The organism is Micromonospora cabrerizensis, assembly GCF_022230955.1.
GTDB lineage: Bacteria > Actinomycetota > Actinomycetes > Mycobacteriales > Micromonosporaceae > Micromonospora > Micromonospora cabrerizensis.
In genome coordinates this window covers 12874-27429 of sequence record NZ_JAKKFI010000094.1, presented here as the reverse complement: position 1 = coordinate 27429, position 14556 = coordinate 12874, and the positions used below count along the sequence as shown (strand labels likewise).

Sequence of the window (14556 nt, the reverse complement as noted above, 5' to 3'; positions counted from 1 at the left end):
CAATAACTTCATGATCAACGAAGCGAGGGTGGGTGGTGGGCGCGCGGGGGCCGCTGGGGCGGGGGTTTCAGGGGGTTCGGACTGCTTCCAGGGCCAGTAGGGCTACGTGTAGGGACAGGGAGGCCTCTACCGAGTCGAGGTCCACGTCGAGGATGCGGGCGATCCGGGCCAGGCGCTCGTAGAACGCCGGCCGGGACAGGTGGGCGGCGGCGGCGCCCGCGGTCTTGTTGCGCCCCTGTTCCAGGTACGCGCGCAGAGTGTCGAGCAACTGCTCCCGGGGGTGGCGGGCGTCGTACTCCAGCAGGGCGCCGAGTTCGCGTTCGACGAAGGTCTGCAACCGGGGCTCGTCGCGAAGCAGGTGCAGCAGCCCGGCGAGCCCGACGTGCGGTAGCCGGAAGATCGACAGGTCCCGCCGGTCCTGCCGGGCCGCCTCGGCGATCTGCCGAGCCTCGACCAACGACCGGCGGGCCTCGCGCAGGCTCCCCACCCCGGACCCGGCGGCCACGATCACGGCACCGGGAGCAGCGCCGCGGTGCAGATCGACAGCGAACGGCGCAGGGGACGGATCGGTGCCGGCCGTCGACCGGGGCGCGTCGCCACCGGATGTCGCCCGCCCCGCGCCGGAGTCGAGGCGTACCCGACGGAGTGCGCTGGCGAACGCGGACAGCGCGCGGTCCTCGGCGGCCGGGTCGGTCAGAGCCAGCAGCGCGCCCACCGAGTTGTCGTCGACCGCGCTGGTCAGCGCGGTCAGCTTCGCCTCCCGCAGTGCCTGGCCGACGGCCTCGGAGAGGTCCCGCAGCCGGGCCTGACCCGCTTCCGGGCCGCTCTCCCCGACCGGGTCCTCGACCCGGTGCCGGACCATCACGCCGACCAGATGCCGGCGGTCGAGCACCACACCGAGCGCCTTGGCCCGCAGCGCGACCTCGTCCACCGGCCGGGAGTGGTCGAGCAGCGCGGTGAGCAGGGTGCGGTGGATCTGCCGTTCCAGCCCTTCGGCGTCGCGGCGGATCAGCCGGCCCAGCGCGAGGGTGGACGCGGCTCGCTCGATGAGGATGGTGAGTCGGGTGGGCGGGCCGGCGGCCGGCTCGCTGGACTGGGCGCTGGGCACGTCGCCGCTGGCCGGCCAGCGCAGCAGCAACCGCCCCCAGTCCTGCCCCCGCGCGCCGACGGTGGTCACGAGCCACCCGTTGTCCGGGTCGTACGCGGTGCGCCCGGTCGGCCGGATCCGCCGGGAGTGCTGCTCCCAGCTGTCCAGGAGCAGCTCGGCGCTCTCGCCCGCCGGGTCGTACCCGAGCACCTGACGGGACAGGTTCTCCAGGACCACCGGGCAGCCGGACAGCTCGGCGGCCTGCCGGATGACCTCGGCGGCGTCGGCGCCCTCGACGGACAGGTCGTTGAAACGCTGGTGGATCTCCTCGGTGGCGCGCAGCTCGGTGAGCTGCGCGTCGACGATCAGCGCGTGCACCGCCTCGGTGATCCGCACGAACGGGGTGGCCCGGCGCAGCTCCACCAGGGGAAGCCCGCGCCGCTCGGCGGCGGCGACCATCACCCGGGGCACCCCGCTGACGTAGCGGCGGCCCAGCTCGACGACGAGCCCGGAGACTCCGACGTCGGCGAGGTCGCCGATGAACGCACGCAGCCCCGCGTCGTCCCCGGGCAGCCCGATGCCGGTGGTGAGCACCAGCTCGCCGCCACCGAGCAGGGTGGCGATGTCCGGCACCTCGGCGACGTGCACCCAGCGGACGGGTCGGTCCAGCCCCGCGTCTCCGGCGACCACGCGCGGTGCGCCGTGGCGGACGGGGTCCAGGGCGAGGACCTCACGGACGGTAGGGAACACGGCCGACACGCTACCGTCCGTGACGCCGGATCTCGACTCGCCGCCGCCGAGCCGGCCAGCGGACTCACCCGCCGAGCCAGGTCAGCGGACTCACCCGCCGAGCCGGCCAGCCGGCTCAGCGCCAGTCAGCCGGCCAGCCGGTCAGCCGGCTCAGTCGACGCCGAACTCCATCGCGGCGCGGTCGAGTGCCTCGTCCTCGGCGGAGGCGACGCCCCGGGAGGCGATGGCTTCCGCGCCGCCCTCCGGCATGGCGCCGATCAGCCCGGTGGAGGCCGCCTGCGCGGCGCCGATCATCCGCTGCGGGGCCGCGCCGCCGACCATGCCGAGCGAGGCGTACTGCTCCAGCTTCGCCCGCGAGTCGGCGATGTCCAGGTTGCGCATGGTGAGCTGGCCGATCCGGTCCGACGGGCCGAAGGCCGAGTCCTCGGTACGCTCCATCGACAGCTTGTCCGGGTGGTAGCTGAACGCCGGGCCGGTGGTGTCCAGGATCGAGTAGTCCTCGCCCCGGCGCAGCCGCAACGTCACCTCGCCGGTGACCGCCGTGCCGACCCAGCGCTGCAACGACTCGCGCAGCATCAGCGCCTGCGGGTCCAGCCAGCGCCCCTCGTACATCAGGCGGCCGAGGCGGCGGCCCTCGTTGTGGTAGTTGGCCAGGGTGTCCTCGTTGTGGATGGCGTTGACCAGCCGCTCGTACGCGGCGAAGAGCAGCGCCATCCCGGGCGCCTCGTAGATGCCCCGGCTCTTGGCCTCGATGATCCGGTTCTCGATCTGGTCGGACATGCCCAGGCCGTGCCGGCCGCCGATGGCGTTGGCCTCCAGCACCAGGTCGACGGCGCTGCCGAACTCCTTGCCGTTGATCGTCACCGGGCGGCCCTGGTCGAAGCCGATGGTGACGTCCTCGGTCGGGATCTCCACCGACGGGTCCCAGAACCGGACGCCCATGATGGGGTTGACCGTCTCGATGCCGGTGTCGAGGTGTTCGAGGGTCTTCGCCTCGTGGGTGGCGCCCCAGATGTTGGCGTCGGTGGAGTAGGCCTTCTCGGTGCTGTCCCGGTATGGCAGGTCGCGTTCGAGCAGCCACTCCGACATCTCCTTGCGCCCACCCAACTCGGTGACGAAGGCGGTGTCGAGCCACGGCTTGTAGATGCGCAGCTGCGGGTTGGCCAGCAGGCCGTACCGGTAGAAGCGCTCGATGTCGTTGCCCTTGAACGTCGAGCCGTCGCCCCAGATCTGGACGTCGTCGGAGATCATCGCCCGCACCAGCAGGGTCCCGGTCACGGCGCGGCCCAGCGGGGTCGTGTTGAAGTACGCCCGCCCACCCGAGCGGATGTGGAAGGCGCCGCAGGTCAGCGCGGCCAGGCCCTCCTCGACCAGGGCGGCGCGGCAGTCGACGAGTCGCGCGACCTCGGCGCCGTAGCTGAGCGCGCGACCGGGCACCGAGCCGATGTCCGGCTCGTCGTACTGGCCGATGTCAGCGGTGTAGGCGCAGGGGATCGCGCCCTTGTCGCGCATCCACGCGACTGCGACCGAGGTGTCGAGGCCGCCGGAGAAGGCGATGCCGACACGTTCGCCGGTGGGCAGGGAGGTGAGAACCTTGGACACAGGAAAGATTATGCGTCAAGACGCATGGCCATGCAAATAGAAGCGGATTACGCGCCGTCGGAGGGTTGGTCGTCGCGGCCCAGCTCCCAGAACGCGACGGCCGCGGCGGCTGCCACGTTGAGCGAGTCCACCCCGCGCCGCATCGGGATGACCACCCGTACGTCGCTGGCCGCCTGGGCCGCCGCGGTGAGGCCGGGACCCTCGGCGCCGAGCAACAGCGCCGCCCGCTCCCGCTGCGCCGGGGTCAACCGCTGGATCGGTACGGCGTCCGGGGCCGGCGTCATGGCGAGCACCGTGAAGCCCGCGTCCCGCACCTGCTCCAGACCCGTGGGCCAGGGATCGAGCTTCGCGTACGGCAGCGCGAAGACCTCGCCCATGCTGACCCGCACGCTGCGCCGGTACAGCGGGTCGGCGCAGGACGGCGACAGCAGCACCGCGTCGATGCCGAGCGCTGCGGCCCCCCGGAAGATCGCCCCGAGGTTGGTGTGGTTGTTGACGTCCTCCAGGATCAGGACCCTGCGCGCGGCGGCGAGCACCTCGGCCGCCGTCGGCAGCGGCCGGCGGTGGAACGACGCCAGCACCCCCCGGTGTACGTGGAAACCGGTGGCCTGTTGCAGCACGTCCTGCGTCGCGGCGTAGACCGGCGCGTCACCGGTGTCCAGGTCGGCGAGCTGGTCGACCCGCTTGGCGTCGACCAGGTACGACCGGGCCGGGTAGCCCGCGCGCAGCGCCCGGCGCAGCACCAGCTCCCCCTCGGCGATGAACAGGCCGTGCGGCGGCTCCCAGCGGGTGCGCAGTTCGACGTCGGTGAGCGCTCGGTAGTCGGCGATCCGGTCGTCGTCGGGGTCGGTGATCTGGTGGACGGGCACCCGACGATTCTGCCGGACGGCGAGCCTCGCCCTCCGACGCCCGCCCGCCGGGGTGGTTTGTCCGGAGAAGAAGGGCAATGACCGGCGCGGCATCGGGCCGGCCGGGAGGATCAACCAGGTGAGCGCAGACCACACCACCGCAGGTGAGGCGGGGCCCCTGCCCCGGCACCCGACCGTCGCGGACCACATCGTGTCCCGGCTGGCCAGCTGGGGCGTGCACCGCTACTTCGGCTACCCCGGCGACGGCATCAACGGGCTCACCTCCGCCCTGCAACGCACCAACGAGCGGGCCCAGTTCATCCAGGTACGCCACGAGGAGACCGCCGGTTTCGCCGCCTCCGCGCACGTCAAGTACGGCGGCGGGCCGCTGGGCTGCGCCCTCGTCACCAGCGGGCCGGGCGCCATCCACCTGCTCAACGGCCTCTACGACGCCAAACTCGACCACCAACCGGTGATCGCGCTGGTCGGGCACACCGCGACCACCGCCGAGGGCGGCGGCTACTACCAGGAGGTCGACCTGCTCGCCCTCTACAAGGACGTGGCGGCGGCGTTCCTGGCCCAGCTCGACAACCCCGCGCAGGTACGCCACCTGGTCGACCGGGCGTGCCGGACGGCGTTGGCCCGGCGTACCGTCACCGCCCTGATCCTCCCCCTGGACATCCAGGACGAGCCGGCCGTCCCGGACCCACCGCACGCGCACGGCTACTACCGGACCAGCAACGCGCCGAGCAGCACGCCGACCGTGCCACCGGCGGCGGACGTACGCCGGGCAGCGGAGGTGCTGCGCGGCGGGCAGCGGGTGGCCATGCTCGTCGGGCAGGGTGCGCTCGGCGCTCGCGACGAGGTGCGCGAGATCGCCGACCGACTCGGCGCCGGCGTGGCCACGGCACTGCTCGGCTTCACCGCCGTCGACCACCGCGAGCCGTGGGTGACCGGCGCGATCGGGTTGCTCGGCAGCCGACCGAGCTGGCAGTTGATGACCGGCTGCGACCGGCTGCTGATCGTGGGCAGCAACATGCCGTACTCGGAGTTCTACCCGCCGCCCGGGCAGGCCCGCGGGGTGCAGATCGACCTCGACGGCACCCAGCTCGGGCTGCGGTACCCGACCGAGGTGAACCTGACCGGTGACGCCGGCCCCACCCTGCGGGCGCTGCTCGACGAGCTGGGCCCCGGCCCCGGGCCGACCGCCTGGCGGGCGGAGATCGCCGAGACCACCTCGGCGTGGCGGCGGGTGCAGCGCGACCTGGCCGAGCAGGCCGCCGACCCGGTCAACCCGCAGTTGCTCTTCCACACCCTCAATGAGCGGCTGCCCGACGACGTGATGCTCGCCGTCGACTGCGGCACCACCACCGCCTGGTACGCCCGGCACATCCAGGTCCGCCCCGGGATGCTGGCCAGCCTGTCCGGAACGCTGCTGTCCATGGGCGGCGCCATGCCGTACTCGCTGAGCGCCAAGTTCGCCCACCCGGACCGGCCGCTCGTCGCGCTGATCGGCGACGGCGCCATGCAGATGAACGGCGTCAACGAGCTGATCACCGTGGCCAAGTACTGGCGCAGCTGGGCCGACCCGCGGTTCGTGGTGCTGGTGCTCAACAACCGGGACCTGGCGTTCGTCAGCTGGGAACAGCGCTCCACCGAGGGGACGCCGATGTTCCCGGACAGCCAGCAGTTGCCGGACATCGCCTACCACCAGTGGGCGGAGGTGCTCGGGCTGCGCGGTGAGCTGGTCGACTCGCCGGAGCAGGTGCCCGACGTCTGGGACCGGGCGCTGTCCGCCGACCGGCCGGTGGTCATCAACGCCCTGGTGGACCCGGCCGAGCTGATGCTCCCACCACACTTCACCGTCGAGCAGGCGCGCAAGACCGCGGCGGCGGTGTTGCGCGGCGACACCGACTGGGCCGGCATCGTCCGACGTGGTCTACCGGCCACCCTCGCCAGCTACCGCCCCCGCCGCCGCAAGGGCTGAGCGGAACGCCGCACTGACCCGGGATCTTCCGGCACATCGAGGGATTGCCCGTGATCGATCATGGGTACCTGGCTGTCTGCTCACCCACGGGGGGTGGCACAAGGGAGCCGACGATGAGATCGACGACAATCAGACGAGGCATGGTCGCCGTGGTGGCGATGGCGTTGCTGGCCGGCTGCGGCGGCGGAGACGGTGACGGCGGACAGCCGGCATCGAATGCCCCGGCGGACAACGGTGTCGCCGCGCTCGCACCGGACGAGGCGCTTCAGCGCGCCACCACGGCGGTGAAGAACGCGAAGTCGTACCGCCTGGCCGGTGACATCGACAACGACGGTCAGAAGATGACCCTCGATTTCAAGATGACCGGCAGTGACCTGGCTGGTCAGGTGTCCACGCCCGAGGGCACGGTGGAACTGCTCTCGGTCGGCGGCCAACAGTACATCCGGCCGGACGAGAAGTTCTGGGCGAAGAACGCCGGTGCCCAGGCGTCGGGCGAGATCGTGAAGCTGATGGGCGACAAGTGGGCCAAGGTCTCCAAGAAGGACGACTTCGCCCAGCTGTTCGACGTCGCCAACGTCGACGACCTGCTCAAGCCCACCGGCACCATGACCAAGGGTGAGGCCAAGGAGATCGACGGCGTGAAGACCATCGGCCTCGTGGACGGCGACAAGGACGGCACGCTCTACATCGCCACCACCGGTGAGCCGTACCCGCTGCGGATGGAGGGCGGCCAGGACGCGGCCGGCCAGATCACGTTCAGCGATTTCGGCGCGACCTTCGACGAGCTGAAGGCGCCCGCGGCGGACCAGGTTGTCGACTTCGACCAGTTGAAGCGCGGGTAACACATTCACACCGATCGGCCGGCGCCTCCGCACCGTTGGTGCGGAGGCGCCGACACGATGCGAGGTCAGCCGCGACGGTCGAGCCAGCGTTGCAGGGCCGAGCGAGGGTCCTGAGTGGGCTGCTGCTGACGCTCCGGAACCGCAGGGCGCTCCACGGGGCGACGTGCGTCGCCGGCCAGCTCGCGGCTGGGCGCGACGAACGCCTTCTCCGGCTGACCCTTCACGGCGGTGGCGATGACCCGGGCGACCGCGTCGATCACCTTGCTCTGCACCGCCGAGCCCACCGAGTCCGCCGGGTCGTCCGGGTTGGCGGCGATGCCGGCCACCGCTACCTGCGGGGTGAAACCGACGAACGTCTCGGTGGAGTTCTGCTCCGAGCTGCCCGTCTTACCGGCCACCGGCCGGCCGTCGAGGATGTCGTTCACGCCGGTCGCCGTACCGCCGTTGCACTGACCGAACGCCGACTGCTGGCCCACCGGGCAGCGCGCGGCGTCGGCGGCGGCACGGGCCACGTCGACGTCGAGGACCCGCTTGCAGGACGGCTGACCGACCGGCACCTTCGCACCGTGGGCGTCGGTCACCGAGACCACCGGCACCGGCGTGCAGTAGGTGCCCTCGGCGGCCACCGTGGCGTACGCGTTGGCCAGGTCCAGCGGGGTCGTGGCGGCCACGCCGAGCGTGAACGACCCCCAGTTCGCGGCGTTGTTCTTGGCGAAGGCGGCGTCCGAGTCGGCCCGGAAGGTGATGCCGAGGCGCTGCGCCATCTCGACCACCTTGTCCTGGCCGACCTGCTCGGCCAACCACACGAAGTACGTGTTCACCGAGCGGCCGAAGCCGTCCCACATCATCCGGTACCCGTCCATCCAGTCCGGGTTGGCGTTCGCCGGGCACCAGTGGCCGTCGCAGCTGCCCGGCCCCTCGGCCGCGTACCGGGTGGGCAGCTTGGCGGGCGCGTCGAAGCCGGTGGAGAGGGTACGGCCCGACTCCAGCGCGGCAAGCATGGTGAACAGCTTGAACGTCGAACCCGCCTGGTACCCGTCGACGCTGGCCCCACCGGAGATCAACGGGTTGACGGTGTTCGGATGGTTCGCCTGCCCGGCCGGGTTGTCGGCCAGGCTGTAGTGCCGGTTGACCGCCATCGCCAGCACCTGCCCGGTGCCCGGCTGGACCGCCGCGATCGGCAGGGCGCGCTTGTTGTCGTATCCGTAGACCTTGGTGGCCTGCTGCTGCGCGGTGGCCTGGATCTTCGGGTCCAGCGAGGTGACCACGGTGTATCCGCCGGAGCGCAGGGCCTGCTCGCGCTCCGCGACGGTGGCGCCGAACGCCGGCTGGGTCAGCCACCACTGACGCAGGTAGTCGCAGAAGTAACCCCAGTCGTCGTGGCCCTGGGAGACCGCGGTGCAGCCGTTGGGCTGGGCGGTGGGGCGCAGGCTCAGCGGTTCCGCCTTGGCCTGGGCGGCCTGCGCGGCGGTGATCGCGTTGGTGGCGACCATCGAGTCCAGCACGTACGACCGGCGGGTCAGCGCCTCGTCCTTGTCGCCGCTGATCGGGCTGTACGCGTCCGGGGACTGCACCAGGCCGGCCAGCAGGGCCGACTCGGCGAGGGTCAACTGCGCTGGCGGTTTGCCGAAGTACCGCTGGCTGGCCGCCGCGATCCCGTACGCGCCGGAGCCGAAGTAGGCGATGTTCAGGTACCGGTCGAGGATCTCGTCCTTGCCGAGGCTCTTGTCCAGCGCGCTCGCGTACCGGATCTCCTGGATCTTGCGCCCGACGGTCGGATCGGTGGCGGCGGCGCGCTCCTCGGCGGTGCGGGTGGGGTCGGTCTTGAGCACGTTACGGACGTACTGCATGGTCAGCGTCGAGCCACCCTGCTCGGTGCCGCCGCCCTTGACGTTGGCCACCAGCGCCCGGGCGAGGCCGCGCAGGTCCGCGCCACCGTGGTCGTAGAAGCGCCGGTCCTCGGCCGCCACGATCGCCTGCCGCATCACCGGGGCGATCTCCGACAACGGGACGTCGGTGCGGTTCACGTCGTAGAACGTGGTGATCAGCGTCTTGCCGTCGTTGGCGTAGAGGTACGAGCGCTGCGGCGTGGCCGGGGTCTTCAGCGAGGCCGGCAACGCGGCGTACGACCCGAGCGCGGAGCGGGCGCCGAGCCCGAGCAGCAGGTTGCCCGGCAGCGCGGCGACTGCCAGGACGAGCCCGGCCAACACGCCAGCGAACAGCACGGTGAACAGCCGCGACAGCGGCGAGCGAGAGGCGGCCATGCTCCCCAGGATTGCCACGAAAGCCGCCAACCGACCACCCCCGAAGGCCAATTGTCAGCAACTTCACGGCCCCACCCCACCCCAGGCCCCACCCGCCCTGACGCCGTTGATCATGAAGTTATTGTCACGACACGCCGACGGGGATGGCAATAACTTCATGATCAACGGGGCTCAGGGTGGGGCCTGGGTGGGTGGGTGGGTCGGGGTTAGGGGTTCGGGGTGCTCAGGCTGGCGCTGGCGGCGTCTCTCGCGGTTTCGCGGGGCATCAGGCGGCCGGAGCGGTAGCCGATGCCGATGCCGGCGATCAGTACGAAGATCGCGCCGAACGTCTGGAGCGAACCGATCAGGGCGCCACCGAGGCCGAGGAGCGGCGCAGCGATGATCAACATGACGCCGTCACCGAGGCTGAAGGTGCCCGAGCGGGCAACCGCCCATCCGGTGAGGAACCACCCGACGCTGTAGAACGTCGCCCCGAGCAGGACCAGCGACCGCTCGGTGGTGCCGAAGACCGGCGTCTGCTCGGCGAGCCCGGCGAACGGCAGCATCAGCACGGTGCCGGCGATGCTGACCAGCAGCCCAGTGGCGGCCACCCGGCGGCTGCGGGTCGCGGCCAGCAGACCGGTGAGGGCCAGCAGCGCGAGCAGGCCGAGCCAGATCGCCGCCACCCACCCGATCAGATACACCGCGCGGCCGTCGGCCGGATAGGGGTCGTTGCCCACCCCTCCGTCGCTGGCCATCGCCACCGCGCCGTAGAGGATGGCGTACGCGGGCAGCAGCCACACCGCGGCCCGCGCGAACCGACGTACCGACCAGGCCCAGCTGGCGTTCGTGGCCGGGGCGCCCGGGGTCGGCTCGCCGACGAACGGCAGTACGCCGAACCCGCCTCCACTGCGCCGGGAGCCCAGTGGGGCGACCGGGTCGTGCGCGCCGGGCACCGGGGCCGAGGACCACATCCGATTCGCCGGATCCTTCATGCGTCACCTCGCTCGTCCACGAGCGGTGCGAGACGCGCCGGGGCGCCCCGATTACCTGGTCACCACCCGTCCTAGGACCGATCGTGGCAGGCGTCGGAGCGCCCCATGAGCCTTTCTCACATTAAGGCCGTGATCAGCCGCGCTCCCGCTGGTCGGCCGGGTCCTCGGTCAGGCTGGCCGCGGACACCGGCTCCGGGGCGGGCAGCCCCTGCGGCTTGTTGCCGCCGGTGGCCTGCGCCTCGGCGACGCGTACCTCGTCGTGGATCTGCTGGGCGGCATCCGCCGCGGCCTGCGCCGCCTCCGCGGCCTCGCGCTGGACCTGGCTCGCGTGTTCGGCCGCCTCCGGTGCGGGCAGGTCCCCCACCATCTGGCTCAGCCCGCCGAGCGCGCCACCCATGCCCTCCAGGGCCTTGGTCAGCTCGGCCGGGACGATCCAGACCTTGTTGGCGCTGCCCTGGGCGATCTGCGGCAGAGCCTGCAGGTACTGGTAGGCGAGCACCTTCTGGCTCGGGTTCGCCTGGTGGATCGCGTCGAAGACCGTCCGGATCGCCTTCGCCTGACCCTCGGCCTGCAGGATCTGGGCCTGCCGGTCACCGTCGGCCCGCAGCACCGCCGACTGCTTGTCACCCTCGGCGGTGAGGATCACCGACTGCTTGTGGCCCTCGGCGGTGAGGATCGCCGCGCGACGGTCCCGCTCGGCGCGCATCTGCTTCTCCATCGAGTCACGGATGCTGGCCGGCGGCTCGATCGCCTTGATCTCAACCCGGGTGACCTTGATGCCCCAGCGGCCGGTGGTCTCGTCCAGCACGCCGGAGAGGTGCCGGTTGATCTCGTCCCGGCTGGTCAGCGCGCGCTCCAGGTCCAGCGAGCCGATCACGTTACGCAGCGTCGTGACGGTCAGCTGCTCGATGGCCTGGAGGAAGCTGGAGATCTCGTAGGTCGCCCGGACCGAGTCGACCACCTTGAAGTAGAGAACCGTGTCGATCGACACCACCAGGTTGTCCGAGGTGATCACCGGCTGCGGCGGGAAGCTGACCACCTGCTCGCGCATGTCGACCTTGGTGCGCACCGCGTCGACGAACGGCACCAGCAGGTTGAGGCCGGGGCTGAGCGTGCGCTTGTACTTGCCGAGCCGTTCCACCACGTCCTGGCGCTGCTGCGGCACGATCCGCACCGCCTTCGCCAGCGTTATCACGGCGATCAGCGCCACCGCGATCACCAGCACCCCGATTACCGTCATCCCGTTCACCCTCTCGCTTCCGGCAGCTCGCCGCCGGAAGAAATGTCGTCCTGCCAGACCAGGGCGGTCGCGCCCCGAACTTTGATCACCCGAACCCGTTGGCCAGGTTCGTGAAATTGCGTCGTGTCATACGAGCGGGCGGTCCACAGCTCGCCGTCGATCTTGACGAGGCCGTGCTCAGCGTCGACCCGTTCCAGCACCAGCGCCGTGGAGCCCTCGATCGCCTCCACGCCGAACGGCTGCTCGCCGCTGTCGAGAGCGGAACGGCTGTGCCGCCGGATGACCGGCCGGACCACCACCACGCTCAACGCCGACACCACCGCGAAGACCAGCGCCTGCACCGCAACCGGTGCACCCAGGGCGGCGGCACCGGCGGCGGCGAACGCCCCGGCCCCGAACATGATCAGAAAGAGCGTCGTCGTGAAGATCTCGGCGACCGCCAGCACCACACCCAATACGATCCACACCACCGCGTCCACCCTCTGATCGTGACACGCCAATGCACGAGTAGCCCACCTGTGATGATCAGTAGGCTCGCGAAACGGGCTGGCCCGGCCGAAACACCCCCGCTACCGTCTGGTCCGAGCCACCGATCGAGGAGAGATTCCCTTGACCCTGCTGCCCGCGACCGCCCGGCAGATCGACACCCAGGTCGCCCAGGCACAGATCGACGGTCGCACCCCGTCACTGGTGCTGGGCGTGGTCCGCGACGGCGCGCTGGTCCACGTGGCCGCCGCCGGCGAGCACCCCCACCCGGCCGTCGACCTGCAGTACCGGGTCGGCTCGATCAGCAAGACCATGACCGCGACCCTGATCATGCAACTGCGCGACGCCGGCCGGCTCAGCGTCGACGACGAGCTGGAAAAGCACCTGCCGGGCACCGGCGTCGGCTCACTCACCCTGCGCCAACTGCTCGGGCACGCCAGCGGTATGCAACGCGAACCCGAGGGCGACTGGTGGGAACGGGCAGCCGGCGCCGACCTGGCCACGCTGCTCGCCGGCCTGAGCGCCGACAAGATCGCCTATCCGCCGCACACCGCGTACCACTACTCCAACCTGGCGTACGGGCTGCTCGGTGGTCTGCTCGAACGACTCACCGGAACGCCCTGGGCCGACCTGCTCACCCAACGGCTGTTCGGCCCGCTGGGAATGGGCCGCACCACGTACGCGGCCACCGAGCCGTACGCCCGCGGCTACGTCGTACACCCGTGGCACGGCACGCTGCGCGAGGAGCCCCGCACCGACACCGGCGCGATGGCTCCCGCCGGGCAGCTCTGGTCGACCATCGAGGACCTGGGCCGCTGGGCCGCCTTCCTCGCCGACCCCGACCCGTCGGTGCTGGCCGCCGGGACGCTCACCGAGATGTGCGCGCCCGTGGTCATCAGCGACCTCGACTCCTGGACCGGCGGGCACGGCCTGGGGCTGGAGCTCTACCGCGACGGCGAGCGCGTGTACGTCGGGCACGGCGGCTCGATGCCCGGGTACGTGGCCGCCCTCGTGGTGCACCGGCCGACCCGTACCGCCGTGGTCGGCTTCGCCAACTCGTACGGCTTCCCGATCACCGGGCTCGGCCGTCGGCTGCTGACCACCGTGCTGGACGCCGAGCCCACGTTCACGCAGCCGTGGCGGCCGGCCACCGACGTGCCCGCAGGCGAGCTGGCCGAGCTGACCGGCCGCTGGTGGTGGATGGGCACGTCGCTGGACCTGAGCTGGGACGCGGGTGACCTGGTGGCCCACGTACGCGGCGAGCGGGTGAGCCGGTTCACCGCCGAGGGGACGGACCGCTGGCGGGGCCGCTCCGGCCCGGAGAACGGCGAGATCCTGACCGTACGGCGAGACGCCAGCGGCCGGGCGGTGGCGGTCGACATCGCCACGTTCGTCTTCACGCGCAGCCCCGACGAGATCCCCTGACCCACGCCCGGATCCGACCGTCAGGGGCGACGGATCCGGCGCTCAGGGCGCTTCGGTGACGAAGTCGATGAGGCGTTCCATGGCGTTGATCAGGGGCGTCTCCACGTCGGCGAAGCTGTTCACCCGGGACAGGATGTGCCGCCACATGTCCGCCGGCTCGGCCACCCCGAGGGCCGCGCAGACACCCTCCTTCCACGGCCGCCCCGGCGGCACGACCGGCCACGCCGCGATACCCAACGCCGACGGTTTGACCGCCTGCCAGACATCCACGTACGGATGACCGGTCACCAGCACGTACGGCGAGTTCACCCGGGCCACGATCCGGCTCTCCTTGCTGCCCGGCACGAGGTGGTCGACGAGCACGCCGAGTCGCCGGGTCGGGCCGGGGCCGAAGTCGCATACCTCGGCGTCGAGGGCGTCGATGCCGTCCAGCGGCTCCACGACGACACCCTCGATCCGCAGGTCGTCGCCCCAGATCCGCTCGACCAGCGCCGCGTCGTGGATGCCCTCCACCCAGATCCGGCTCGCCTTGGCCACCTGGGCGCGGACGTTGTCCACCGCCACCGAACCGGACGCGGTGCGCCGACGGGCCGCCGGCACGGGCGCGCGGGTGGGGCGGCGCAGCGTCACCGGGCGGCCGTCGAGCAGGAACGCCGCCGGCAGCAGCGGGAAGTTGCGCCGTCGGCCATGCCGGTCCTCCAGCACGACCGCGCCGGCCTCGAAGCCCACCACCGCCCCGCAGAACCCGGAGTCGGCATCCTCGACCACGAGATCCGGCTCGGCGTCCACCTCGGGGGTGACCTTCCGCCGCCGCCAGTCCCCCGCCAACACGTCCTCGCCGTATCGCCCCGCCATGGTCGATCACGCTAAACCCCGAACCCCCGCCCCCGCCCCACCGACACACCGCCCGAGCCAGGCCTGACCGCCGCACCGCCCAGCCCCCGTCGATCATGGACTTGTGGTGCCTGACAAAACGCTCCCACCGCCAGCAATCGCCCACCACGACTCCTTGATCGACGCGGAAGGGGGTGGGGGTGGGCGGGGGTGGGGG

Annotated in this window: 11 protein-coding genes; 3 read left to right on the top strand and 8 right to left on the bottom strand. The window is 71.6% G+C overall.

What is annotated here, in order from left to right:
• Positions 1-67: 67 nt before the first annotated feature.
• The 3 genes from LADH09A_RS25485 to LADH09A_RS25475 all read right to left on the bottom strand — a co-directional run bounded on the left by LADH09A_RS25485 (position 68) and on the right by LADH09A_RS25475 (position 4401).
• Positions 68-1837: a PucR family transcriptional regulator gene (locus tag LADH09A_RS25485; protein WP_443677160.1), complete on the bottom strand. Its 1770-nt coding sequence runs from the start codon at positions 1835-1837 to the stop codon at positions 68-70.
• Positions 1838-1987: 150 nt separating this feature from the next.
• Positions 1988-3439 (bottom strand): argininosuccinate synthase, encoded by a 1452-nt coding sequence (gene argG, locus LADH09A_RS25480; RefSeq protein WP_238648043.1) that lies wholly within the window; start codon positions 3437-3439, stop codon positions 1988-1990.
• 47 nt (positions 3440-3486) lie between these two features.
• Complete coding sequence (locus LADH09A_RS25475) at positions 3487-4401, bottom strand: TrmH family RNA methyltransferase (protein WP_372492350.1); 915 nt, start codon at positions 4399-4401, stop codon at positions 3487-3489.
• A gap of 25 nt (positions 4402-4426) precedes the next feature.
• On the opposite strand from LADH09A_RS25475, the gene LADH09A_RS25470 reads away from it, so the two are divergent.
• Both LADH09A_RS25470 and LADH09A_RS25465 read left to right on the top strand, forming a co-directional pair.
• Positions 4427-6274 carry a thiamine pyrophosphate-requiring protein gene (locus LADH09A_RS25470; RefSeq protein WP_238648041.1) on the top strand — a complete coding sequence of 616 codons (1848 nt, stop codon included), beginning with the start codon at positions 4427-4429 and terminating at the stop codon, positions 6272-6274.
• Positions 6275-6387: 113 nt separating this feature from the next.
• Entirely contained in the window at positions 6388-7116 is a 729-nt protein-coding gene (locus tag LADH09A_RS25465) for a hypothetical protein (RefSeq protein ID WP_238648040.1), read from the top strand.
• 65 nt (positions 7117-7181) lie between these two features.
• On the opposite strand, the gene LADH09A_RS25460 is transcribed toward LADH09A_RS25465, so the two are convergent.
• The 4 genes from LADH09A_RS25460 to LADH09A_RS25445 all read right to left on the bottom strand — a co-directional run bounded on the left by LADH09A_RS25460 (position 7182) and on the right by LADH09A_RS25445 (position 12073).
• A complete protein-coding gene (locus LADH09A_RS25460; protein ID WP_238648038.1) occupies positions 7182-9380 on the bottom strand; it encodes a transglycosylase domain-containing protein in 2199 nt (732 codons plus the stop codon).
• A gap of 206 nt (positions 9381-9586) precedes the next feature.
• Positions 9587-10354, bottom strand: coding sequence for a hypothetical protein (locus LADH09A_RS25455; protein ID WP_238648036.1), 768 nt, complete (start codon positions 10352-10354; stop codon positions 9587-9589).
• A gap of 133 nt (positions 10355-10487) precedes the next feature.
• The gene (locus LADH09A_RS25450) at positions 10488-11594 is read right to left on the bottom strand and encodes an SPFH domain-containing protein (protein WP_238648034.1); all 1107 of its coding nucleotides are present in this window, start codon (positions 11592-11594) and stop codon (positions 10488-10490) included.
• A 5-nt stretch (positions 11595-11599) separates the two neighbouring features.
• Entirely contained in the window at positions 11600-12073 is a 474-nt protein-coding gene (locus tag LADH09A_RS25445; RefSeq protein WP_238648033.1) for an NfeD family protein, read from the bottom strand.
• A gap of 130 nt (positions 12074-12203) precedes the next feature.
• Between LADH09A_RS25445 and LADH09A_RS25440 the strand changes: the two genes are divergently transcribed.
• Positions 12204-13505 (top strand): serine hydrolase domain-containing protein, encoded by a 1302-nt coding sequence (locus tag LADH09A_RS25440; protein ID WP_238648032.1) that lies wholly within the window; start codon positions 12204-12206, stop codon positions 13503-13505.
• A gap of 42 nt (positions 13506-13547) precedes the next feature.
• Here the strand turns inward: LADH09A_RS25440 and LADH09A_RS25435 are convergent, their stop codons facing one another.
• Positions 13548-14360 (bottom strand): DUF3097 domain-containing protein, encoded by an 813-nt coding sequence (locus tag LADH09A_RS25435; protein WP_238648031.1) that lies wholly within the window; start codon positions 14358-14360, stop codon positions 13548-13550.
• Positions 14361-14556 lie beyond the last annotated feature (196 nt).